Origin of the sequence: Lutimonas saemankumensis (genome assembly GCF_020171465.1) — a bacterium.
GTDB classification, from domain to species: domain Bacteria; phylum Bacteroidota; class Bacteroidia; order Flavobacteriales; family Flavobacteriaceae; genus Lutimonas; species Lutimonas saemankumensis.
This window is the reverse complement of sequence record NZ_JAIUZR010000005.1, coordinates 198,469-222,843: the sequence shown is the minus strand read 5'-3', so window position 1 is coordinate 222,843 and position 24,375 is coordinate 198,469. Positions and strand designations below refer to the sequence as shown.

Below are 24,375 nucleotides of genomic sequence, written 5' to 3'. Positions count from 1 at the left end.
TTTGAACCCTGTAATATGTTTCACACTAAATTATGATTTTTAGTGTAAATGTCCTCTGCAAGTTCCATAATTAGCTCAATGGCCTTAGGAATAGCTTCGGCAACTTTATGAGACAGATCGATCGTCATAGGTTTCATCTCATCGATACTTATTGTGATAAGATGTAGAGTCGGTTTTTTATCCAGCAAATATAGGGCCTCAACCATATCTTTTAAGCCCACATCGTGAACACTTAAGGTTGAGGGAAAATCAGAGGCAAATCTGGGCCTGATCAGGGTGACAGTTCCTTGTCTTTTCCCATCCATGGTTGCATCAACAAAGATTATATGTCCATAAGCCTCGATACAACTTAAAAGCAAAAAACCCCCTGTACCACCATCCAGAATATCCATATATGAAGGTAATTCCAAAGAATTTATTTGCTGAATCAATTGAACACCGACCCCTTCATCGCCCATCAGATAATTCCCAATACCAAGCACAAGAATACTTTGAGATTTGTCCTTTTCAAAAAAATATGCATCACTGCTGATGGCTAAAGTATCTCCCCTTTTGTTTCTCACTTCCTAAAACTTTTTCTTTAAGCTTGCCCAACGTCCAGCCTTGAGTCTAATATCACACACACTTCAGGCTGCTCTCCGCGGGCAAGCTTAATTCCAAATTAACACAACTAAATTTTGATGACCCTTTAAACAGATATCTAAATATGATCATCATCTTCTAAACGTTCCTTTCTTACAAATTTATAACCACTGATCATTGCGGAAGACTCCCCTCTGCCTTCAAGCCAGTCATGATAAAACACCAGATATACGTGAATCAGTGTAAAAACAATAAACAGCCAGGTTGATATATGATGTACAAATCTGGTTGTCATCTCATCACCAAGGAAAGCCGGAACCCATGAAAATAATTTGGGTAGCCACCAGGTTGATGTTGGAGCATACAAACCGAATCCTGTAAAAATCTGAATCAATGCCAGAAGAAACAGAATGATATAAGAGATTGCTGCCAGAGAATTATGTCCAACACTGATGTTCTTCAGGACCTCTTTTTCTTCGTTTTGAAGAAGTACATCTATTTTTAGTACATGTTTTATATTGTCTCTTTGCTTTTTCGTCAGTGGGACGAATGCCCTCCAATTGGAGTAATAATTACCTTTAAATGCCCAATAAATCCTGGCTATCGCATTTAACAAAAAGACATATGCCGTTGTGAAATGAATCATTCTGACGGTTCCAAACCAATAGGAATCAACTGCCTCTGCGGTAGACATCAAAGCCGGCGGATCGGCAATAATAAATCCTGTGATGGCCAATACCGTTATACAGAGGGCATTTAACCAATGGAAAATCCTCACGGGAAGCTCCCACACCAGTACTCTTTTAAAATCATATGTTCTTCTTATAATGGAGTCCATCTTTTTAATTTTAAATTAAACGTCACAACTTCCGACATTTGTTACCCTTGATATATGGTTTCCTTTTTCATCATAAAGATGAACGGCGCAGGCAAGACAAGGATCAAAACTATGAACGGTTCGTATGATCTCCAACGGAAGTTCCGGATCCGCAACAGGAGTATCCAGTAAGGCCGATTCATAGGCCGATCGCTGTCCCTTTGGATCTCTTGGCGATGCGTTCCATGTAGTTGGGACCACCTGCTGATAGTTTTCAGTTTTGCCATCTTTTATTCTGATCCAGTGGGCCAACCCTCCACGAGGTGCTTCCGTAAAGCCAACTCCCTTTGCTTCAGCAGGCCATTTTGAAGGATCCCATAATTCAGTACTTGCCATTCGGGAATCTCCGTTTTTAATATTTAGAAGCAACTGATCATAAAACTCCAGGGTCCAGTTGGCCACAAGCTTCGACTCGATTCCCCGAGCTGCTGTTCTTCCCAGGGTTGAGAATAAGGCCTCAACAGGAACATCCAGGTGGGTTAAAGCCCCATTGACAGCCTCTTGAATTTCCTTGTTACCTCTTGCATATCCCACAAGAAGTCTTGACAGCGGTCCAACCTCCATAGGTTTGCCTTGCCATCTTGGAGTCTTTACAAAGCTGTATTTTTGCTCCACATCAAGATGTTCATACGGAGGCTCAGGGCCCGAGTATTTTATATTTGTTTCTCCATCCCACGGATGCCTGCCTTTCTCTGCTCCTTCAGCGTAATTGTCGTACCAGGAATTATTGACAAATTCTTCAATATCGCCATTTCGATGATCTACATCGTGCACTTTGGAAAGATCTCTTCCCAGAATAACTCCCTGAGGAAACTTGAAATTAGACGGGTCTCCGTATCCATTAACCGGAAAATCCCCGTAAGACAGATAATTTCCAACCCCTTTGCCTATGCCTCCCCAATCTTTATAAAAGGAAGCTATAGCCAGTAAATCAGGAATGTATACCTGTTCAATAAAATCTTTTCCTTGTTTGAGTAACTTTCCTACATGGGCCAGTCGTTCTGCATTAAGCCCGCCCGTGCTGTTTTCATTGATAGCACAGGCCATTCCTCCTACCAGATAATTCGGATGAGGATTTTTTCCACCCAGTATAGTATGTACTTTCACGATTTCCTTCTGCCATTCAAGCGCCTCAAGATAATGAGCCACGCCCAAAAGATTAACGGCAGCAGGAAGCTTCATCTGAGGATGCCCCCAGTATCCATTTGCGAAGATCCCAAGTTGTCCGCTATCCACAAATTTTTGGATTCGCTTTTGGACGTCACTGAAATACCCTGGAGAACTTTTGGGCCAGTTCGAAATACTCTGGGCTATTTTTGAGGTTTCAGCCGGATCGGCACTTAAGGCATTTACGACATCCACCCAGTCAAGCGCGTGTAAATGATAAAAGTGTACGGCATGGTCATGCATATACAATGCTCCTTCCATGATATTTCGAACCATTTCCGCATTCGGAGGAATTGCAATTCCCAATGCGTCTTCAACAGCGCGCACGGAACTAATGGCATGCACTGTAGTACACACTCCGCAAGTTCTTTGCACAAAGGCCCAAACATCTCTTGGATCTCTCCCTTTTACGATATTCTCAAGTCCGCGAACCATGGTACTCGAACTGTAAGCGTCAACTATTTTACCATCTTTGATCTCCGCCTCTATTCTTAAATGTCCTTCAATCCTGGTAACAGGATCCACAACTATTCTGTTTGCCATGTTCAATTAGTTTTCTTCCTTTTTTTCGTTCTTTTTAAGTTTTTCCTCATTAATTCGGCCTCTGGTATATCGGCCTTTAAGCTCGTTATACTTAGACACGTTTGCGGCAATTGAGTGAGCCGTTAATCCCGCTGCGACCACCCCGGTGGCAATTTTTCCTATTTTGTCGGCAGAGCTTTCAATTCCGAATCCGGGCACATTGGTCATTCTTTTGTAGAATGGTCCGTTGTCCCAGAAATTAGCTTCACTGCAACCGATGCATCCATGTCCTGATTCAATTGGGAAACTGACCCCATTATTCCATTTCATACTCGCACAGGCATTGTATGTGGATGGACCTCTACATCCCAGTTTATACAGGCAATAGCCTTCTTTTGCATGAATATCATCAAAAGATTCTGCAAATAGTCCAGCATCAAAATACGGTCTTCTGTAACAGGTATCGTGAACTCTTTTGCCATAAAATGCTTTTGGTCTGCCAATCCTGTCGAGTTCAGGAAGCCTGTCAAAAGTGACATAGTGAACGATAAGGGCGGCCATGGCCTCTCCGATTGGCGGGCAACCCGGCATCTGAACTATAGGTTTGTTCTTGATTATTTTGTGAATTGGAGTGGCTCCAGTAGGGTTTGGCTTGGCCCCCTGTACACAACCATTGGTTGCGCAACTTCCCCAGGCAATGATCGCCTTTGCTCCTTCGGCTGATTCCATTAAATGGTCATGGGCGGTTTTTCCTGCAATCGTACAATAAACCCCGTTAGACCCCATGGGTACCGATCCTTCCACACAAAGAATATATTCTCCATGAAATTTTTTCATGGTGTCATGCTTTGCAGCTTCTGCCTGATGGCCCGATGCGGCCATAAGCGTCTCTGTATAATCAAGTGAGACATTGTCAAGAATGATATCTGCAACTATCGGATGATCCGATCTTATAAATGACTCGCTGCAACAGGTGCATTCCTGATAGTGTTCCCAGATGATCGGAAGTCGGTATTTTGTTTCCAAAGCGTTAGCTACCTGACCCATAAGAGAGTTCTCCAAACCCATATAGGCGGATATAAAAGCCGCAAATTTCATAAAATCACGACGGTTATATCCTTTTCTTATTGCGCTTTCATAATAGGTCTCTCTGACCCCATTTTTATTCGCCATATCCGTATTAATTAAGAGTAAAATCTTTGTGAAAAGAAAATTAAGCTAAACTTAATATTTTTAATCGTCTGATTACATGATATTTATCATGATTTTTTAAAATTATTAGACTAAATTTATAGGTTAATCTTTTAGTTCCGAATATCATGCATGAGCTGTCCATAGTCATGGGAATTCTTAAAATTGCGGAAACGGAAACCAAAAAAGCCGGAGGGGTTCATGTTGACTCCATTGAGCTGGAAATAGGAACCCTATCAGGTGTAGAGATGGCTGCTTTGGATTTTGCCTGGCAAGAAGTGATTCGAGATACCATTCTTGAAAATGCTGAAAAACATGTTACTGTCATTCCTGGAAAAGCTCAATGTATGGAATGTGATACCTTCTTTGAACTGGAAAATGTTTATGATCCCTGTCCTGAATGCAATAACTATATGAAAGGTATTATTCAAGGCAGGGAGTTAAGGGTAAAGGCCCTTGAGGTCAGTTGATCTCGACTTTTTTTTAAATTATAAACCCTGATTTTTATCATAGAATTAATGGGCTGAAATACTTATTTTTTTTCTTCACATTTTTACGATTATGGCTACTCCTAAAACCCCTTTGCCAAAATCCTCTTTGATGGGTATTCTGTGGGATATTCAAAAAAAAAGACGGTTCATCTCTTCAGATGATATGACAAAAATCGCCAAAGAATTTAAAATTTCACGTACTGAATTAGAAGGCATTATCACTTTTTATCATTTTTTCCATCGCACTCATGCGGGGAATTTTACTATTTACCTGAACAACAGTATCATTTCTAAACAATCCGATTTTTCTGCGGTCAAAAAGGCCTTTGAAAAAGAACTCGGAATTTCTTTTGGCGAAACTACTGAAGATAAAATGTTTGGACTATTTGAAACCTCCTGTATAGGACTTAGTGATCAGGAAACTTCGGCTCTGATCAATTTCCAGCCTTTTACAAATCTTACTCCGTTAAAGGTCAAAAAGATAATAGACCAGTTAAAATTGGGAACTAACCCTTCAGAAATCTGTTCGGTTCCGAAGAATAATATAAGATATGTTCCTGAAAAGGACAAGGTCGTATTTATGAAACCTTATGTGCCGGGAGAGGCTTTGCGCAAACTAAAAAAAATTTCTCCTGACCAGTTGATTGAAATTGTAAAAAAATCCAAATTGGCAGGAAGAGGAGGGGCCTTTTTCCCTACCGGAATGAAATGGGAATTCTGTAAAAAGAATGTTGCTGACCAAAAATATATCGTTTGTAACGCAGACGAAGGCGAACCGGGAACTTTCAAAGACAGGGTACTCATGAACAAACTTCCGGGGCTTATGATTGAAGGCATGTCAATGGCGGCCTACGCAGTTGGGGCCACCAAGGGATATATCTATTTGCGTGCCGAATATTTTTATTTAAAAGATAAAATTGAAGCAGAGATTGAAAAATTCAGAAAAAGAAATTTTCTCGGAGATACCATTATGGGAATACCCGGATTTGATTTTGATGTCGAAATTCATATGGGAGCAGGTGCCTATGTATGTGGTGAGGAAACTGCGTTGATCAGTTCCATTGAAGGAAGACGTGGTGAACCATCGACTAAGGAGTATTTCCCGGTGGAAAAGGGTTTATATGACAAACCAACCATTATCAATAATGTGGAAACCCTTTGCGCTGTTCCAAGAATCGTTAACATGTCACTTGATAAATATCTAAAAATCGGAACGGATGCAACGAAAGGAACAAAATTACTCAGCGTTTCTGGTGATTGCGGAAAACCCGGGATTTATGAAATTGAATGGGGAATGAAGTTAAAGCAGTTTTTAAAACTCATTGAAGCAGAGGATCCCTATATGATACTCTTCAATGGTTATGCCGGTGAATGCTTGTCTTCAGCTGACTTTGACCGTGAGATATCAGGTGAGAATCTACTTGCCGAACATGTTCAATTCCAGTGGGATGACCCAATTCAATACGCTCGAAAAATGAGTGCTATCGGACTAAGAAGCGGTGGTTCTTTTATGGTTTTTAACAAAGACCGGGATCTCATTCCTGTCTTTGAAAATATTTCTGATTTCTTCGTTGCCGAATCCTGTGGAATTTGTGCACCTTGCAGAACGGGTAACTTTTTACTCACAAAAAAGCTGCAGAAAATAGCACTATGCCACGCTGAAGAAACTGATCTTGAAGAGATCAAACAATGGAGTACCATCATCAAACAGTCAAGCCGTTGCGGTCTTGGGAAAACCTCAACAAACTGTCTGCTAACAGGGCTGTTGAAATTTCCAAATGAATTTAAAAAATGTTTGTTGGCTCAAAGTGATTTTAATAAATCCTTTGAATCGGAAAATGTTGTAAGTGATTACGATACTATCATTAACGAAATTGAACAGGTCCATGAATAAAAAAGTCAATATTAATATCGATGGTAAAGAATACCAGGTATTAGAGAATAAAAAACTTGTCGATGCAGCGAAGGAAAATGGAATCTATATACCTACGCTGTGTCATTTCAGAGAAATAGAACCTTCCCTTGGTACCTGCAGGATCTGTACGGTTATGGTCAATGGGAAGTTCACCACGAGCTGTACAACAAAAGTAAAAGAAGGGATGCAGGTTGAGATCAATACCCCTGAACTTATCGATACCCGAAAGGCAATTATTGAAATGTTGTTCGCTGAAGGAAATCATTTCTGCCCTTCTTGCGAAAAAAGTGGTAATTGCGATTTACAGAACCTTGCCTATGATATGGGAATTACCGTTTCTCGTTTCCCTCATGTATTTAGCAATAAGCATGTGGATTTTAATCCCAAAAGAATGATCATGGAATCCAACAGGTGTATTCTCTGCAGGCGTTGCGTTGAAGAGATCAGTACTTCGGACGGAATGGACATTTTTTCATTTGTAAATCGAGGTGTCAACACAAGGGTTCATATTGATTACCAGCAGGAAGATAAGCTCTCAGAAGCAGAGGCCTTACATGCTATGAATATATGCCCTGTTGGAGCAATTCTCGTGAAAGGTATGATCTATAAAGAGCCTTTTGGAGAAAGAAAATATGACATTCTGGGAAAAACAAAGCAAACCTCCTCAGGTGATTTATGTGCCATTAAGAAGGAAGATGAAAAATTTATAGTGGCAACAACCTCTTTGGCAGGCTGCTTTGGTTGTCATATGTCCTTGCTTGATATTGATACGGAACTCATCGATATGCTGGAAATCGTTGAATTCAATAAATCGCCTCTTACAGATATCAAAAAATTTAGTAAACGCTGTCATGTAGGATTGATCGAGGGAGGTGTTGCCAATTCCGAGAACATTAAAGTTTTAAAGGAATTTAGGAAAAAATGTGACATCCTCATCGCTTTTGGTGAGTGTGCGATCATGGGAGGAATCCCTGCGATGCGAAATTTCTTTCCTCTCAAAGAATGTCTTGAAGAAGCCTATATTCACGGAATTACCAGTGAAATAGGCGCTAATACTATTCCAAATCATGAGGATATTCCTAAAATTCTGAATAATGTTTATCCTACCAATGAAGTTGTCAAAATTGACTACTTCATTCCAGGATGTCCCCCAAACGCCAATCACATCTGGAAGGCAGTAAAAAGCATACTGTTGGGTAAAGAATTCCCTGTTATGCATGAAGAGTTTAAATACGATTAAAAGCCAATATCATGAGTCAAAAAATAGTCATAGATCCGGTAACAAGAGTTGAAGGGCACGGGAAAGTAACCATTCACCTCGACGAAAATAATAAGGTAAAAGATTCATTTTTTCATATTGTTGAATTCAGAGGTTTTGAGAAATTCATTCAAGGCCATCCCTACTGGGAAGCTCCGGTTATGGTGCAGCGATTATGTGGAATATGTCCTGTAAGTCACCATCTGGCTGCCGCAAAAGCCATAGATCAAATTGTGGGACTGGAACCGGAAGATCTTTCTGTTCCGGCGCAAAAAATAAGAAAGCTTTTACACTATGGACAAATTTTTCAGTCACATGCGCTTCATTTTTTCTATCTCGCTTCTCCTGATCTTCTTTTTGGAGTGGATGCCAAACCAAAGATGAGAAATGTAGTTTCTGTGGCCATGGAATATCCGGAGCTTGCTAAAAAAGGAATTCTTATGAGAAAGTTTGGCCAGGAAATCATTGAAATGATAGCCGGAAAAAGAATTCATGGGATCTCTACAACTCCTGGAGGAGTGCACAAAAAAATAAGTGCCCAGGAACGTGACTATTTTCTGAGTGGAAAAGAGATTCCTTCTGTTGATGCAATGATCGAATGGTCAAAAGAGATATTGGAGTTCATTAAAGTCTATTATTCAAAAAATCAGGAATGGTTCCATCAGTTTGCTAACTTTCCTTCCGGTCATCTGGGTCTTGTAAATAAAGATACGGGCTATCTGGATCTGTATGACGGTTATCTCAGAGCTATTGATGACGAAGGCAAGATCACCCTGAAAGATATACCCTCCAGTGAATATCAAAACTATTTCTATGAAGGGGTTGAAAAATGGTCTTATCTGAAGTTCCCGTATTTAAAACATATGGGAAAAGAAAACGGATGGAATCGTGTTGGCCCTCTGGCAAGATTGAATGTTTGTGAAGGAATTGACACGCCAAATGCTGCATTTGAAAGACTATCCTACTTGAATGCCACAATGGGTAAAACCAATAACAGTTCAATGTTTTCACATTGGGCAAGACTTATAGAATTGCTTCATTGTGCTGAAATGATGAAAGAACTTTTGGAAGACGATGATATTTTGAGTAATGATCTGACGCGTAGAGGTGAGCGAAGAAATGAGGGGATTGGTATTATTGAGGCTCCAAGAGGCACCTTGATTCATCACTATCAGGTGGACGAGAAGGACAGAATAACCCGATGCAACCTCATCGTTTCAACAACACATAATAACGAAGCCATGAACCAGGCGGTAAAATGGGTTGCCAATAACGTGATAGACAGTAAACAAAAGATCACTGAAGACATGCTGAATCAGGTTGAAGTAGCGATAAGGGCCTATGACCCTTGTTTGAGTTGCGCAACTCATGCCATGGGTAAAATGCCTTTGGAAATTAGTCTTTACGATCATTTGGGAAATCTTACGGATGTTAAAAGAAAAAACTAAAGATCTGCTGATCATAGGTATAGGAAATTCCGGCCGTTCCGATGACGGACTCGGCTGGAATCTAATTGGTTATATCGAAAAATCATTCCCGGAAGTAGATTGTCTGTACAGATATCAACTCCAGATTGAAGATGCTTCTATAATCTCCTCTTACGATTCGGTGATATTTATCGACGCAACTCAGGAAGCAACTGATAAGGGTTACTATTTTAGACCTTGTAAACCTAATGAAGGGTTTGGACTTACATCGCATGCACTGGACCCATCAACAGTTCTCTGGCTTGAGAACAACTTATTCAAGAGGAATCCTAATTCTTATATTTTGGGAATTCAGGGATACAAATGGGATCTCTCTCAGAGTCTGAGTGAAAATGGTTTGATCAATCTAAACCGGGCGAAGGAGTTTATCAAAATGCAGCTAAGCATGATTCAAAATAATAGGCATGATAGAAGTCATATCTGTTAAACTCTGCTTTTAGTATATTTGGAAAACTTAAATCTTTTATTCTATGTGTGGAACCTGTGGATGCGGAAGTCCTGAAGGACATTTTTCCATCGAAAAACCCCGACATGATCCTGGAGGTCATCAACATGTGCATCATGATCACGATCATGGGCATGGACATATGCATCATGATCATCAACAGGAACATCATCAGCATGATCATCACCACAAACATCATGGACATTACCACGAACATGAACATGGACATCACCACGAACATGAACATGGACGTCCTCATGAACATCATACAAGCCGTAAAACAGTAATCGAGGTTCAGCAAAATATACTGCAGCAAAATGATCTGATGGCTGCCAGGAACAGAGGATATTTTGAGGCCAAAAACATATATGCCATCAATCTGGTTAGTTCTCCAGGTTCTGGTAAAACGAGTATTCTTGAAAAAACACTTCAAGATCTTAAAGAAATAATGCGTTTTTCTGTTATAGAGGGTGATCAGCAAACTATGCAGGATGCCAATAGAATAGATGCCCTGAAGGTACCCGTAATACAAATTAATACAGGAAAAGGATGTCACTTAGAAAGTGATATGATTTACAACGCGGTTAAAAAACTCGACCCTGTGGAAAATTCTGTGCTGATGATCGAAAATGTCGGAAACCTGGTTTGTCCGTCAATGTTCGATCTGGGTGAAAATAAAAGAATTGTAATCATCAGCGTCACCGAAGGGGAAGACAAACCGCTTAAATATCCGGACATGTTCCATGGCTCAGACATTTGCCTTATTAATAAAACAGACTTACTGCCCTACCTTGATTTTGATCTGGAAAAACTGAAATCATACGCGTTAAAAGTAAATCCCGGATTAAAGTTCTTTGAAGTTTCAGCAACAACTGGCGAGGGTATGGAATCGTGGTATGACTGGATGCATCAAGAAATTAAAGTTTTTGAAAATTAATCTGTTAAATTAGTAGTTCTATGTGCCTTTCCATTCCTGGCAAACTGATAAAAATTACGGAACAACTCGATGATATTTTCCGAGTTGGAAAGGTCTCCTTTGACGGTATTATCAAGGAAGTAAGCCTGACGCTGGTGCCTGAGGCAAAAGTAGGTGATTATGTGATGGTTCATGTAGGTGCCGCCATAAGTATCGTCAATGAAGAAGAGGCAAAAAAAACTTTTGAATTACTCAAACAGCTTGGGGAGCTACACGAGCTTGACGACTCAGATTCCACATAAAAAAAGCTCCTTTCGGAGCTTTTTTTAGATTATTCTTCTGAAGTAGGCTTAACCTTTTTTTCAACAGGAGCATCAGGATGACCCTCTGCCACCCAGTTTGTATAGAGCTGAAACATCAAAGCCAAAATTACCGGCCCTATAAAAAGGCCGAGAATTCCCTGTAACATCATTCCTCCTAAAGCCCCTATCAGTATTACGAGCATTGGAGTTTCAAGTCCTTTACCCAGTAAGATAGGTTTTAGGAAACTGTCAGACATGGAAACTATGATAGAATAGATCGTGAATATAATGGCAGGCGTTGAATCCGCATAAGAAAATACAATAGCTATCGCAGGTATCATTGCAATCAACGGAGGCAATTGGATTATGGCAAATATCAAAACCAACATGGCAAACAGAGACGCTGCCGGAAGATCAATAACTATAAATCCTATATATGCCAATGCGGCCTGAATAATTGCCACGAGAAGAATCCCTTTGACAACAGATCTTATTGTACTAACGCACATTGTCATTATTTCTTCTCCTTTACCTGCAACCAGCCTGTTTATAAAATTAACCCCAGACTGATATCCCGAGTCGGCCGAAGACATAAAAACAGCAGCAATGATCAAGGCAAAAAGCCCTAAGGCCACGGATCCCATCAAGCCCGCGAAACTGCTGAAAAACCAGCTTAAAGAACTTGATATCTGATCTTTATACTTCACGATAAAATTTTCGAGATCATGAGAAGCCGTAGCCCAGACACTGTAAATATCTTTCCCAATTACAGGCCATTCTTTAATGGATTCTGCCGGAGGCGGAACTTTTAAGGTTCCGGCTTCAAAGCTTTGATAAAACTCTTGTCCTGAATCGATTATGGAAGATGTAAGGCCAATTGTTGGCAAAACAATCAATGCAATTAGAATAATCGTAAAAAGTGAGGTTATCAAACCTTTCTTTTTTCCCTTGGTTAGTTTTAAAAGTTTCTGATAAAAGGGATAAAGGGCCACGGCTACTATTATGGACCAAACGATCAAGGTAACAAATGGCCTCACGATTAAAAAGCTCCATACCAGTAGTAATGAGATCAGTACTATTTTGATATAAATATCAAAGGGTTTTCTAGAATCTGTATTTTTCATTATCAAGGATTTTAAATTAGTTTACTGTTTGTTCATTTTCGGGAGCATACCAGCCTCCGCCCAGGGCTTCATAGAGTTTAATAACCGAAGTGAGCTCATTTTTAAAAGCTTCCGAAGCCCTTAACTCAGCATTGAATTGAGAGGTTTGAAGATTCAAAACTTCAAGATAACTTGTCAATCCTCCGTCATAGCGTACCCAGGAAAGTTGTGATGCCTTTGTGGCCATTTGCATTTGTTCATTCCTCAGATCGTATTCTCTCCCATACGTTTCAACGGCTATCATGGCATCCTCCACCTCCTGCAGCGCAGTTAAGTAAGTGGCTTCATAATTCAGCAACAACTGCTTGGTCCGTGCTTCTTCTACTTCTACATTTCTTTGCAATCTTCCGGCATTGAATATCGGGCCCAATAACTGTGCTCCCAGATCAGCAAATAAAAATGAAGGATTTACCAATTGTGCCCCCATGTCCAGGCTTAGGGTTAATGAGGGATATTTTAGGGCTTCTGCGACACCAATTCTCAGAGTTTGAGCATGAAGGTTTCGTTCAGCCTGCAAAATATCAGGTCTTCTGTCTAGTAGCTCTGATGGTAGCCCCACAGGAATTTCAGGTATAGAAATCTGATCAAAAAGCGAATTACCTCTCGGAATCGATTTTGGTGGAGTCCCAAGTAAAATACTTATAGCATTTTCGATCTGTCCCCTTGAACGGTCAAAGATCTCAATAGCGGTTTTTGCTTCACTCAATTGAATCTTTGATTGGGAAAGATCAACTTCACTGATAAACCCCCCATTAAATCGCGCCTGCATGACGTCGAGGTTTTCCTGGAAATTTTCAGCCGTTTTCTGAGAAATGATTATTCGGTTATCGATATCTCGTAAAGATACATAAGCAGAAGCCACAGCGGAAACGATGCTGATATTTAACGCTTTATAGGCCTCTTCTGAGGCTAAATAATTCTGGAGTGCAATTTTGTTCATCGATTTGATCTTTTGCCAAAGATCGACAGTGTACGAGACGTTGACACCTCCTCCTGCCGCATTATTCCAACCCGAAACTTCTGAATTAGTCCCACTTGAACCGTAGGCATTGTAACCTATGAACGGGTAATAATCCGCTTTTGCGATGTCAATTTGCAGTTCGGCTTCCTGAATTCTTGAAATGGCGATCTGTATGTTTATATTATTTACCAAAGCCGTGTCGATAAGATCCACAAGGACACTGTCATTAAATAACCTCCACCAGGGAATATTTGAAATACTGCTGTCCTTTGGAAAATCCAGTTGAAATGATTCGGGAGATTCAACCGGTTGTCTTTCGTAGTCTCTACCTACTTTACATCCTTCCACCAAAAAGAACACTAAGCCTGTAAAACCGATTATCAGCATATATTTTATCAGATTCTTCATGCCGTTTCCTTCTTTTTAGATTCCAAAATTCTGTTGAGAATATTGAAGGCGATCACCACATAGATCACCGCTATCGATATTTGAATAACCCTGCTCCAAACCTTACTTCCGGCTTCTGCATCAGATGATGTAACCGATCCAAGGATCAATAAGAAAGTTGAAAATCCACTCCCAAAAATAGCTGCGTACTTACTGTCTGAAAAAAGCCTGCTTCCAAAAAACATCCCTATCACAAAGACCAATAGAATCATAAATGTAAAATTGGGTACAATGACCAGTAATTTATATCCAAGTATCCCAAACAGTCCCCCTAGAATGTTGGCTACGATCATCACTAATCCCACCTTGGGATTTGCAAGTGCGGGGCTAATAGATAAGATCGCAATAAAAGTAAGAATCAATACACTTGAAGATAACTTAAACATATAAAACAAAAGAAGTACCGGTAATAAGATGACAATAATACTGATGGCATAATTATAGCGTTCTCTATCGGTTTTTTTCCTGGCCTCTTCCTTTTTCTTTTCAAAGGGAATATCCGCCTCGCATAACGGAAAAACCATAAAAATGATCTGTGATAATAACACCGCCATAAAAGCATTAAAAACCAGTCTGGAAGCCACATAACTACCTATTGCCGCAGTATCTATGGAAACAAATGGAATGATTACCATACTGATAAGCGAGAACAATTTTACCATCATCGGTATTTTATCTGTGTAATACAACCAAAGCAGCGACAACAAAAGCAAAGGCATAAACACCATGGCATATTCTAAAAACAATTCAGAAAAAATAACCGCCGTACCGGTAATCAAAGTTAAAATGAGCAAAAACCCTCCTCCCTGCTTAAAACTGAGGGGTTTCGCTCCGGGAGCGAGATATCCCAAAGAAAGTACCGAGGTTAAATAAGCCAGGTCATAATTCATCAGTGAGGTAACCCCGAGAATAAAACAGGAGCCCAGAACATACCTTATTACTGGTATCATTGAGGCCCAGTCAATTGCAAACAGCGATATTTTCCTGGTCCTACCTGACATATGATAAAAAAGAAATAAGCCTTAATCTAAATCCTGCAATTGAGTTAAGTAAAAAATTGTCTCCTGTGTAGACAACCACATCCACCTGTCCGCCCAATCTATACAGATCCCTTACTTCAGGGTCGTCGCAGCTAATAATGACAGGAAACCGCTGAGGATCCTGCAACCATCCTTTTTTTTCAGAAACGGATGGCAATCCTCCTTTGTTTGTCTGGTCAGTGGCAACGCCAAAACCAATACTCCGTACCCGGCCTTTAAAAATTGTTCCGGGGGCAATATCAAGTGAGAACTCAACCTCATCTTCAAGGTTCATTTTTGAAAGGTTATTTTCCTTTAAATTGGCCTGAATCCAAACATCAGAACTTGAAATCAAAGTAGTTATCGGCTGTCCTGCATTTGCATAATACCCCAAGTCAACATCAAAACTTTCAATTACTCCATCTGTGGGAGCCATGACGGTTGAAAATTCCAGGTCGAGTTGAGCTTTTTCAAGTTTTTGAACCGCTCTCCTGATTTTTGGATTGTCAGGACCCGAAACACCTAAAGATTGTTTGGCCCTTTCCAGACTTGCTTCTGCCGAAGCCACCTGTTCTGTAGCCTGAAGCAGGGCAGTTTCAGCCTGATCTTTGTCTGCCTCTGAAAGTGCTCCTTCATTCTCACGCATCACCTTTTGGACCCTGTCCCAGTTTCTTTGTGCCCTGTCCAACTGAGCCTTGGCAACACCGAGTTTCCCGGCTGAAGACTTTACTGAAGCTCCGCTTGCGGCAACGGATTGCGTTGTATTATCTATTTCGGCCTCGGCCATGTCAATCGCAATTTCAAAAGGTCGTTTGTCCAATTGAAACAATACATCGCCTGCCTTTACTCTTGAATGCAGTTTGATATTAATTTCAGTTACAAAACCCGAAACCCTGGGGCTCACCGGAGTTATCAGCCCCTGTATTCGGGCCTGGTCCGTATATGGTGTATGACGGTCCGCACTGACATACCATATAAAAAACACTCCCGTAATGATTAGAACTATAAAGCTTACTTTTTTTATAGATTTTTTTTCCTTTCCCATAACATAACTATAACTGGTTATACCAATTTCTTTAATCTAATTCGTTATTCTTTGGTAACTTTTTTCTTTTTAATTTTTATTCCGTGTCCAAGCATCTGCTGGAAAATCGCAAACATAAAAGCTGTTGACCATCCGATCAGGGTTATTCCATTAATAGCTTCAAGACCTGCCAGAATTCTGTTGGAGGACCCAATGGTAATTTCTCCATATCCAAGGGTTGTAAATGTCACTAATGAAAAATACATGGATTTCTCAAAAGTCTCAAATTCTGTTACTTCGGGTAAAAGGAGATACGTTAAGGCCCAAATAGCAGTTTGAATAAGGTGAAGAAATATTAAGAAAAATGATGATGAGATCAGCAGTAATGTCCACCTGTTCTTGTGCTTTGTAAAAGATTCCAAACCACCTCTTTTTTTTACTCTGCTTATCCAGAATACGGTACCATAACCCTGTATAATCACTGTTAATGCTACAACGAACAGCCCGATGAAAATATTGAAAAGCATGATAAAGAATTAGGTTTGGCTTTCTAAAAATAAAATTTTTATTTTGATTTTCAATCGAAGAAAACTATAAATATTCCTCTAAGAAGTAAAGAGCCATAAATAAATTAGAGTGTGCAGGCTCCGTAGTTTCGCAAAATCTGATTAACTTCGCATTTCACTAAAAAAATCAAGATGTCAGTCAAAAATATACGTAAAGAAGTCATGCGAACCCTGGAAAAAAATGTTGATTCCTTTTTGGATGACTATTTAATTCCGCCTGAAAAGATCTGGCAACCTTCAGATTTTTTACCCAATCCTCAGTCGGATTCGTTTATGGAAGAAGTCCGGGAGATAAGAGAAATATCTAAAGATTTAGGGAATGATTTCTGGATTACCCTGGTAGGTGATATGATCACTGAGGAAGCCCTGCCAACCTATGAATCTTGGCTGATGGATCTTGACGGAGTAAGTCAGCATGAAGAAGACGGTGACAATGGATGGGCAAAATGGGTAAGAATGTGGACGGCAGAGGAAAACCGTCATGGTGACGTGCTTAACAAATACATTTATTTATCTGGTAGAGTTAATATGCGTGAGGTTGAAATCACTACACAACATTTGATCGCTGATGGTTTTGACATTGGTACGGCCAGAGATCCTTACAAGAATTTTGTTTACACTTCCTTTCAGGAACTTGCCACTTATGTTTCTCATAATAATGTGGCTAAACTTGCCAGAAAGGCAGGAATGAAAAATCTGGGAAAGATGTGTAAGATCATTGCTGGCGATGAGATGAGGCACCACAAGGCTTATACAGAATTTATTCGACAGATTTTTACGGTTGACCCCAGTGAGATGATGATGGCCTACTTTGACATGATGAAACTAAAGATAACGATGCCCGCGATGCACCTTCGGGAATCATTTGGGGCACAGGGCAACTTATTTGAGAAGTTTTCAGAAGTAGCTCAAAGAGCAGGCGTTTACACCAGTTTTGATTATGTCGATATCCTTAGGAAATTAAACCAGGCCTGGAACATAGACAAAATCACAGGATTAAGTGCGGATGCTGAAAAAGCCCGAAACTACTTGATGAAGCTCCCTGAAAGAATGGAAAGAATTGCTGAGAGAATTGTTGTTCCGGATACAAACCATCAGTTTAAATGGATGAATCCACTGGTGTAACAGATTTTACTAGGTAGCGGTTTGGTTTAGAATCAATCCCTCCGGGGTAATTTTTATCTTTTTGTTTTTATAGAGATGGCCCACGGCTCGTTTAAATGCTTTTTTACTTATTCCCAGATGTTCCCTTATTTCGGCCGGGTCACTTTTATCTGTTAATGGAAGAAAATCTCCGGATATTTTGATCGAATTGTACAATTTCTGGGCAATAGGGTCTATACTTTGTTTATATCCCATAGGCTCAAGAGTAATATCAATTTTACCATCATCCCTGACCTGTTTGACATATCCCTTTATCGCACTCCCTATTTTTACCTCTTTATGAATATCAGAATTAAAGATCAAACCAAAATAAAGGTTATTTACAACAGCATTTACACCAAGCTGACTTTTACGATAAGGAAAGATCTCCACCTCCTGGCCCTTTTCCACGTCTATTTCATCAAAAAACACGAAATCTTCAATTCGCTGGGATCCTCTTATAGCCCCCGAATCTTCATCCTCATAAACAAAAAACACGTATGATTCTCCCACAACCAGCGTATCCATTTGCTCCTCGGCCGGGACAAAAAGATCTTTTTCAAGACCCCAGTCAAGGTAAGCCCCGTTACTGGTAATCTTAGTCACTTTCATGAAGGCAAAGTTGTCAACTTCCACTTTTGGTAACTTACTACTTACCACCCTCACCCGATCTTTATAAATAAAAACCTCAGCAAATGATCCTATTTCATAATCTGTCTCAACTCCGGTAAAGGGAAGAAGAACCTGATTCCTCTTATCATCTTCAAGAATATATCCCCTTGGGTCTTTATCAACAATTTCAAGCTTATGAATCTTACCGTTCTCCATGGGTGCAAATGTATCTCTTTTTTATTTAAGACTACCTTGAGGCTGTACTATGAATTCGAAATTATTATGAATATATTTACCTGCCGTTTTAAGTCGCCATGAAATCTATGAATCTAAGGTCCCGTATTTTAGTAATCTGCCTGTTTTGCGTTTTAATGATGAGTGCACAAGCATCCGTCTCGTATGAAATCAGTTTTGAAAATGCCGTCCATCATCAGGCGGATATTAAAATTTATTTTCAAAATGTGAAAAAGGATACTCTCTCGATAAGGATGAGTCGAAGTTCTCCTGGCCGTTATGCCGTTCATGAATTTGCAAAAAATGTATTTGACCTGGTTGCTCTTGATCATAATGGAACAGAGCTAAAAGTGCACAGGCCAAACCCCTATCAATGGGATATTACGGGTCATAATGGAATTGTCAATGTCAGTTATAAGCTTTTTGCCAACCATGGAGATGGAACCTATTCACAAGTTGATGAAACTCACGCTCACCTCAACATACCGGCAACTTTTCTGTATGCCCCTGCTCATGCATCGGAAAAAATTGAATTGAAAATCAATCCCCGAATTGATCTGAACTGGAAGGTAGCAACCCAACTCGAACGCATCGATGAAAAAAATTACAGGGCTCCTAACCTCCAATATTTTATGGATAGCCCAATTGAAATCAGTGATCATCAGGTTCGTAGTTTTCCAATAAAATCGAATGACAGGGAATATAACATTCGGTTCGTTTTACATCAAACTGAGAGTTATGATGGATTTGAGGATTACATGAAAAATGTTGAAAAAATTGTAAGATCAGAATTGGAAATATTTGGAGAACTTCCTGATTTTGAATTTGGTAATTATACGTTTCTTGCCTGTTATGCACCTAATGTTCACGGAGACGGTATGGAGCACAGAAATTCAACCATTTTAACAGATTTAAAGGCCTTGTCAGAGGGTGGAGATCAGGAAAATATAGGAACAGTGGCCCATGAGTTTTTTCACGCTTGGAATGTTGAAAGGTTGCGCCCTTCTTCCCTGGAACCTTTTGATTTCACAGAAGCGAACATGTCAGGTGAATTGTGGTTTGCAGAAGGGTTTACAAGTTATTACACGGGGCTGGTTCTCTGCAGATCCGGAATTTTAAGTCGAGAAGCATATATTCAAGGACTCTCATCATTACTTAATAAAGTCTGGAATTCTCCTGGCAGAAATCACTATTCTCCGGTGGAAATGAGCTATCAGGCGCCTTTTGTTGATGCGGCCAGCTCAATTGATCAGGTAAACTGGGAAAATCTATTTATATCCTATTACTCATATGGAAATGCTTTGGGACTGGCTCTCGATTTGAGCCTTAGGCAGCTCAATCCTGAAAAATCTCTCGATGGTTATATGCAACTTGCGTGGAATAATTTTGGAAGGCAGGAAATCCCATATACCCTGAAGGATCTAAAGAAATCTTTATCAGATTACAGTAACGAGAAATTCGCAGATGATTTTTTTAATGCCTACATTTTTGGTAGTAAGATGCCAGATTATAAAAGCTTACTCAATTCTGTTGGGGTCAGCCTGAGTCAGCCTTTCCTTCATTTACCCTCTTTTGGCGGTACCGTTCAGGTTATTGACAATAAGTGGCTAATCGATTCATACCCGCTTGAAAAGGGCTCATTTTATAACGCAGGATTGTCAAAAGGAGATCGAATTGTATCAATTGACGGAAAACTGACCAATAACAAACTAGATCCTAAAACTTTATTAAACGCGTACAAACCCGGTGATAAGGTGAAAATTGTATTTAACCGTTACGGGGAACAAAAAGAGACTTATTTAGTATTTCTGAACAATTCGGATTATGTGACAAGTTTGATCCCAAATGCAGAAAGAAACGAGCAGAAAAATCAAAACAGGTGGCTTAACAATAATTAGACAAACTAGTTTAAAAAATGAATATCCCCCAAATTAACCTTCCGAGAATTGTTGTTATTGGTTGCGGTTTTGCAGGATTAAAATTCTGTAAAAAAATTGACAGTAACCAATATCAGGTTGTTCTCATAGATAAGAACAATTATCATACTTTTCAACCACTTTTGTACCAGGTTGCCAGTAGCGGCCTGGAACCCGATTCCGTGGTATATCCAATCCGTAAAATTTTCAAAGGGAAGAAAAATTTTTATTTCAGACTTGCCTCAACCAAAAAAATAGACACCGAAAATAAAAATGTAATAACGGACATTGGTGAAATAAACTATGATTTTTTGATCATTGCTACAGGGGCCACCTCCAATTATTTTGGTATGCCGGATATTGAAAAATTCGCCATGCCTATGAAAAATGTTATTGAAGCGCTCAACCTTCGAAGCCTGATTATCCAGAACTTTGAAGAAGCATTGAACACAAATGATTTAAAGGAAAGGGAGCGATTGATGAATTTTCTAGTGGTTGGCGCGGGACCTACCGGTATTGAAGTGGCAGGTTCACTTGCTGAGCTCAAGGCCCATGTGCTTCCTAATGACTATCCGGACCTTGATATCAGAAGGATGCAGATCAATATCATTGAAGCGGATGACAGGGTACTGGCAAGTATGAGCAATGAAGCCTCGGAAAATGCCACCCGGTATTTACAAAAAAGAGGAATTAACATCTGGCTTCGATCCAGCGTTAAAAGTTTCGACGGTAAGGTTGCTGCAACAACTGATAAATCTTTTGAGGCCCGAACCCTGATTTGGGCTGCCGGAATAAAAGGCCACTATCCGGCGGGAATAAATAAAAAACTTATTGCTCGAGGCAACAGGATTTTGGTCGATGAAAAAAATCTTTTAAAGGGTTCGAATACTATATACGCCATTGGAGACGTGGCTTGCATGAAATCAGAAGAAAATCCAAACGGTCACGCTATGCTCGCTTCAGTAGCGGAACAGCAGGGACGACATCTGGCAAGAAACTTTAACCGTAAATCGAAAAAAAAGGAGGAAAAACCTTTCGTCTACAACGACAAAGGAACGATGGCAACCATAGGCAGAAACAATGCGGTTGTTGATTTAAGGAATTTTAAGCTTAGCGGAATTTTGGGCTGGTATATTTGGATGGCTGTGCATTTAATGTTGCTCGTTGATTTTAGAAACAAGATGGTCGTTTTTATGAATTGGGCCTGGAGTTATCTCAATTATGATAAGGGCACAAGAGTAATCATCAGAAAATTCGCTAAAATGAAGAAGGACTAATTTCACAACAACTTGCGAAAACAAAGAATTTGCACTAATTTTCAGGAAGGTGCAACAAAAAAGTGTATGACAGATCTGATCAAAAAATTCACCGATACAAGAAACAGGACGAACACCCTTTGTGAACATCTTCAACCAGAGGATTTCAATTTGCAGGGTGCCGAATTTGCCAGCCCTCCAAAATGGCACCTTGCCCATACAACATGGTTTTTTGAAGAAATGATTCTAAAGAGATACGCGGAGGATTACGAAGTGTTCAATCCATATTTCAGTATGCTATTTAACAGTTATTACAATAATGTCGGAGAACGAATTGAAAGGAAAAATCGCGGACTCTTAAGCAGGCCGGGAATTGGAGAAGTGTTGGCATACCGAGATTATGTTGATGACAGATTACGAATGCTGTTAAAAACAACCAACGAACAATCCGTAATGGAACTCACGGAATTGGGGATACAACACGAGGAACAGCATCAGGAATTACTGCAAACTGACATAAAATATTCTCTTTTTAAAAACCCTTTTAACAGAATAAACAGAACGGAAAAAATAAGTGATATAATGTATTCAGAGCATTCATCCGGTTCATGGATCGAGATGAAAGAAGGGATTTATCAAATCGGATTTCAGGGAAATGGATTTTGCTTTGACAATGAACTCGGAAGGCATAAGGTTTTTTTAGAAGCTTTTCAAATTCAAAAAGAACTTGTCACCAATGGAGAATATCTGGAATTTATAGAGGACGGCGGCTATGAAAATTTCAATCTATGGCTCGATGACGGCTGGGCATGGGTCAAAAATAAAATGATCAAAGCTCCTTTATACTGGAGAAAACAAGATTCAGAATGGGTCCATTTTTCAAGCATCGGGGAGAAAAGTATTTCCCCTGAAGAATCTGTTAATCACGTTTCTTTTTACGAGGCAATGGCATTTGCAACCTGGAAAGGATACAGACTTCCTACTGAGTTTGAGTGGGAAGCAGCAGCTGAAATGATTAATTGGGGGCAACGCTGGGAATGGACGAATTCGGCCTATTTGCCCTATCCCGGATTTACTATTGCAGAAGGTGCCGTTGGGGAATACAATGGTAAATTTATGTCGAATCAAATGGTTCTGAGAGGTTCATCCGCAGTAACTACTCCCGGGCATTCGAGAAAATCATACAGAAATTTTTTTCAACCGGACCTCAGTTGGCAGTATTCAGGAATAAGACTTGCAAAATAATGATCGAACAATTCAAAAAAGATGTGGTTGAAGGTCTTGGCCAAAAACCAAAAAGTATTCCTTCAAAATACTTTTATGATGCCCTGGGAGATGCTCTCTTTATTAAAATTATGAATATGCCCGAATACTACCCAACCAGGGCGGAACTCGAAATATTCAAAGAAAAAAGTGTGGAGATAATCAAAGCTTTGTCCATGAAAAAAGATGTTTTCTTCGAGCTTATTGAACTGGGGGCCGGAGACGGTACGAAAACAAAATATCTTTTACAAAGCCTGTTGCAGGAAGGCTATGATTTCAGCTATCTTCCGATTGATATCTCCGCTACGGCACTAAACGATCTGGAAGCCAAACTGGGGTGTGAATTTCCTCAACTCGATGTCCGCAAAAAACACGGAGACTATTTCAATGTTTTAGAAACATTAAAAACAAACAACCATCCAAAAGTGATTCTTTTTCTTGGTTCCAATATAGGAAACCTTACTGATGAAAATTCAACCAAATTCATTTACCAGATTGGGGCCAATCTAAAACCTTATGACAAATTAATATTGGGTGTTGACCTCATTAAATCAGAGGATCTTGTAAGGCCGGCCTATGATGATCCACATGGAATCACAAAAGAGTTCAATCTAAATCTTTTAAGAAGGATAAATAAGGAACTTGGAGGGCATTTTGATATTTCTGCTTTCGATCATGCACCGGAGTATTACATGCATGAAGGGATAGCTCGCAGTTATCTTGTGAGCAACAGGGCTCAGGAAATAAGGATAGAGAGTTTGGACAGGAGTTTTTCTTTTGAAAAAGGAGAAAGAATTCAAACCGAAATCTCGAGAAAATACGACGATAAGATCATGAAGAAGATCTTAAATGAAACCGATTTTAAAATTGTTGCCAAACTGACAGATAAGAACCGGTATTTTGCTGATTATGTTTTGAGTCGTTCATAGCGGAAAGTATGATTATCATTAAAAAGAAGCATTGCTGATATCTACAAAGCCAGGATTAGATTGATTTGTTTACTATTGAGTGAGATTGATTTTTATTAATAACTATATTTGATATAACAAATCTGTATTATGTCAGAAAAAACAAAAATGTTGTCCGGGGAACTTTACAATCCTAATGATCGGGAATTAGTCGAAGAAAGACATCAGGCACGCCTTCTTTTTCAAAAAATCAACCAGCTCAATGAAGACAGTAAAAAAAAGCGAAATTCATTATTGAAAGAGTTACTCCCAAATAGTGGTAAAGGACTCTGGGTTGAGCCCCCATTCTATTGTGACTACGGATATAACATACACACAGGAAAAAATGTGTTTTTTAATTTTAATTGTGTTGTTCTTGATGTTATGAAGGTGGAATTCGGAGATCAGGTACTTGTTGGCCCTGATGTTCAGATCTACACAGCTACCCACCCGCTCGATGTTAAAACAAGAAATTCCTGGCTGGAATATGCTAAACCTGTATCAATAGGAAACAACGTATGGATAGGTGGTGGTGCCATAATTTATCCCGGGGTAACCATTGAGGATGGAGCCGTTATTGCCGGGGGCGCTGTTGTGACCAAATCCGTACCCGCAAATGTGGTTGTAGGAGGCAACCCGGCTGTGATCATCAAAGAGATTATCAATTAAAC

Annotated in this window: 23 protein-coding genes; 13 read left to right on the top strand and 10 right to left on the bottom strand. The window is 39.8% G+C overall.

Annotated features, from left to right (window positions below):
- Positions 1–20: 20 nt before the first annotated feature.
- The 4 genes from LCM02_RS12965 to LCM02_RS12950 form a co-directional block, all read right to left on the bottom strand.
- Positions 21–563 carry a hydrogenase maturation protease gene (locus LCM02_RS12965; protein ID WP_224930838.1) on the bottom strand — a complete coding sequence of 181 codons (543 nt, stop codon included), beginning with the start codon at positions 561–563 and terminating at the stop codon, positions 21–23.
- Between the two features lie 137 nt (positions 564–700).
- Positions 701–1,420, bottom strand: a complete 720-nt coding sequence (gene cybH / locus LCM02_RS12960) for a Ni/Fe-hydrogenase, b-type cytochrome subunit (protein ID WP_224930835.1) — start codon at positions 1,418–1,420, stop codon at positions 701–703.
- Between the two features lie 15 nt (positions 1,421–1,435).
- On the bottom strand, positions 1,436–3,169 hold the full coding sequence (locus LCM02_RS12955) for a nickel-dependent hydrogenase large subunit (protein ID WP_224930832.1): 1,734 nt from the start codon (positions 3,167–3,169) through the stop codon (positions 1,436–1,438).
- A gap of 6 nt (positions 3,170–3,175) precedes the next feature.
- On the bottom strand, positions 3,176–4,321 hold the full coding sequence (locus LCM02_RS12950) for a hydrogenase small subunit (RefSeq protein WP_224930828.1): 1,146 nt from the start codon (positions 4,319–4,321) through the stop codon (positions 3,176–3,178).
- A 146-nt stretch (positions 4,322–4,467) separates the two neighbouring features.
- Between LCM02_RS12950 and LCM02_RS12945 the strand changes: the two genes are divergently transcribed.
- The 7 genes from LCM02_RS12945 (at position 4,468) to LCM02_RS12915 (ending at position 11,153) form a co-directional block, all read left to right on the top strand.
- On the top strand, positions 4,468–4,809 hold the full coding sequence (locus LCM02_RS12945; RefSeq protein ID WP_224930826.1) for a hydrogenase maturation nickel metallochaperone HypA/HybF: 342 nt from the start codon (positions 4,468–4,470) through the stop codon (positions 4,807–4,809).
- 91 nt (positions 4,810–4,900) lie between these two features.
- Positions 4,901–6,724, top strand: a complete 1,824-nt coding sequence (locus LCM02_RS12940) for an NAD(P)H-dependent oxidoreductase subunit E (RefSeq protein WP_224930822.1) — start codon at positions 4,901–4,903, stop codon at positions 6,722–6,724.
- Positions 6,717–7,985: an NADH-quinone oxidoreductase subunit B family protein gene (locus tag LCM02_RS12935; RefSeq protein WP_224930818.1), complete on the top strand. Its 1,269-nt coding sequence runs from the start codon at positions 6,717–6,719 to the stop codon at positions 7,983–7,985. The genes LCM02_RS12940 and LCM02_RS12935 overlap by 8 nt, the downstream gene beginning before the upstream one ends.
- A gap of 11 nt (positions 7,986–7,996) precedes the next feature.
- On the top strand, positions 7,997–9,451 hold the full coding sequence (locus LCM02_RS12930) for a Ni/Fe hydrogenase subunit alpha (RefSeq protein WP_224930814.1): 1,455 nt from the start codon (positions 7,997–7,999) through the stop codon (positions 9,449–9,451).
- Positions 9,432–9,917, top strand: a complete 486-nt coding sequence (locus LCM02_RS12925) for a hydrogenase maturation protease (RefSeq protein ID WP_224930810.1) — start codon at positions 9,432–9,434, stop codon at positions 9,915–9,917. Before LCM02_RS12930 ends, LCM02_RS12925 begins: the two co-directional genes overlap by 20 nt.
- Before the next feature lie 43 nt (positions 9,918–9,960).
- A complete protein-coding gene (gene hypB, locus LCM02_RS12920) occupies positions 9,961–10,872 on the top strand; it encodes a hydrogenase nickel incorporation protein HypB (protein ID WP_224930808.1) in 912 nt (303 codons plus the stop codon).
- Between the two features lie 20 nt (positions 10,873–10,892).
- Positions 10,893–11,153: a HypC/HybG/HupF family hydrogenase formation chaperone gene (locus tag LCM02_RS12915; RefSeq protein WP_224930804.1), complete on the top strand. Its 261-nt coding sequence runs from the start codon at positions 10,893–10,895 to the stop codon at positions 11,151–11,153.
- 29 nt (positions 11,154–11,182) lie between these two features.
- On the opposite strand, the gene LCM02_RS12910 is transcribed toward LCM02_RS12915, so the two are convergent.
- The 5 genes from LCM02_RS12910 to LCM02_RS12890 are packed head-to-tail and all read right to left on the bottom strand — an operon-like array spanning position 11,183 to position 16,294.
- A complete protein-coding gene (locus tag LCM02_RS12910; RefSeq protein ID WP_224930801.1) occupies positions 11,183–12,277 on the bottom strand; it encodes an AI-2E family transporter in 1,095 nt (364 codons plus the stop codon).
- Between the two features lie 16 nt (positions 12,278–12,293).
- Positions 12,294–13,685, bottom strand: a complete 1,392-nt coding sequence (locus tag LCM02_RS12905; RefSeq protein ID WP_224930798.1) for an efflux transporter outer membrane subunit — start codon at positions 13,683–13,685, stop codon at positions 12,294–12,296.
- Positions 13,682–14,674, bottom strand: coding sequence for a hypothetical protein (locus LCM02_RS12900; protein WP_224930795.1), 993 nt, complete (start codon positions 14,672–14,674; stop codon positions 13,682–13,684). Before LCM02_RS12900 ends, LCM02_RS12905 begins: the two co-directional genes overlap by 4 nt.
- 40 nt (positions 14,675–14,714) lie before the next feature.
- Positions 14,715–15,788: an HlyD family secretion protein gene (locus tag LCM02_RS12895; protein ID WP_224930792.1), complete on the bottom strand. Its 1,074-nt coding sequence runs from the start codon at positions 15,786–15,788 to the stop codon at positions 14,715–14,717.
- Positions 15,789–15,832: 44 nt separating this feature from the next.
- On the bottom strand, positions 15,833–16,294 hold the full coding sequence (locus tag LCM02_RS12890; RefSeq protein ID WP_224930789.1) for a potassium channel family protein: 462 nt from the start codon (positions 16,292–16,294) through the stop codon (positions 15,833–15,835).
- Between the two features lie 171 nt (positions 16,295–16,465).
- Between LCM02_RS12890 and LCM02_RS12885 the strand changes: the two genes are divergently transcribed.
- A complete protein-coding gene (locus LCM02_RS12885) occupies positions 16,466–17,458 on the top strand; it encodes an acyl-ACP desaturase (RefSeq protein WP_224930786.1) in 993 nt (330 codons plus the stop codon).
- A 9-nt stretch (positions 17,459–17,467) separates the two neighbouring features.
- Here LCM02_RS12885 and LCM02_RS12880 read toward each other — a convergent pair whose 3' ends face one another.
- Positions 17,468–18,304, bottom strand: coding sequence for a CvfB family protein (locus LCM02_RS12880; protein ID WP_224930782.1), 837 nt, complete (start codon positions 18,302–18,304; stop codon positions 17,468–17,470).
- 158 nt (positions 18,305–18,462) lie between these two features.
- Between LCM02_RS12880 and LCM02_RS12875 the strand changes: the two genes are divergently transcribed.
- The 5 genes from LCM02_RS12875 to LCM02_RS12855 all read left to right on the top strand — a co-directional run bounded on the left by LCM02_RS12875 (position 18,463) and on the right by LCM02_RS12855 (position 24,373).
- Complete coding sequence (locus LCM02_RS12875; RefSeq protein ID WP_224930779.1) at positions 18,463–20,220, top strand: M61 family metallopeptidase; 1,758 nt, start codon at positions 18,463–18,465, stop codon at positions 20,218–20,220.
- A 17-nt stretch (positions 20,221–20,237) separates the two neighbouring features.
- Entirely contained in the window at positions 20,238–21,515 is a 1,278-nt protein-coding gene (locus LCM02_RS12870) for an NAD(P)/FAD-dependent oxidoreductase (RefSeq protein WP_224930776.1), read from the top strand.
- Positions 21,516–21,581: 66 nt separating this feature from the next.
- Complete coding sequence (gene egtB, locus LCM02_RS12865; RefSeq protein ID WP_224930772.1) at positions 21,582–22,739, top strand: ergothioneine biosynthesis protein EgtB; 1,158 nt, start codon at positions 21,582–21,584, stop codon at positions 22,737–22,739.
- On the top strand, positions 22,739–23,686 hold the full coding sequence (locus tag LCM02_RS12860; protein ID WP_224930768.1) for an L-histidine N(alpha)-methyltransferase: 948 nt from the start codon (positions 22,739–22,741) through the stop codon (positions 23,684–23,686). The genes egtB and LCM02_RS12860 overlap by 1 nt, the downstream gene beginning before the upstream one ends.
- A 126-nt stretch (positions 23,687–23,812) precedes the next feature.
- Positions 23,813–24,373 (top strand): sugar O-acetyltransferase, encoded by a 561-nt coding sequence (locus LCM02_RS12855; RefSeq protein ID WP_224931465.1) that lies wholly within the window; start codon positions 23,813–23,815, stop codon positions 24,371–24,373.
- Positions 24,374–24,375 lie beyond the last annotated feature (2 nt).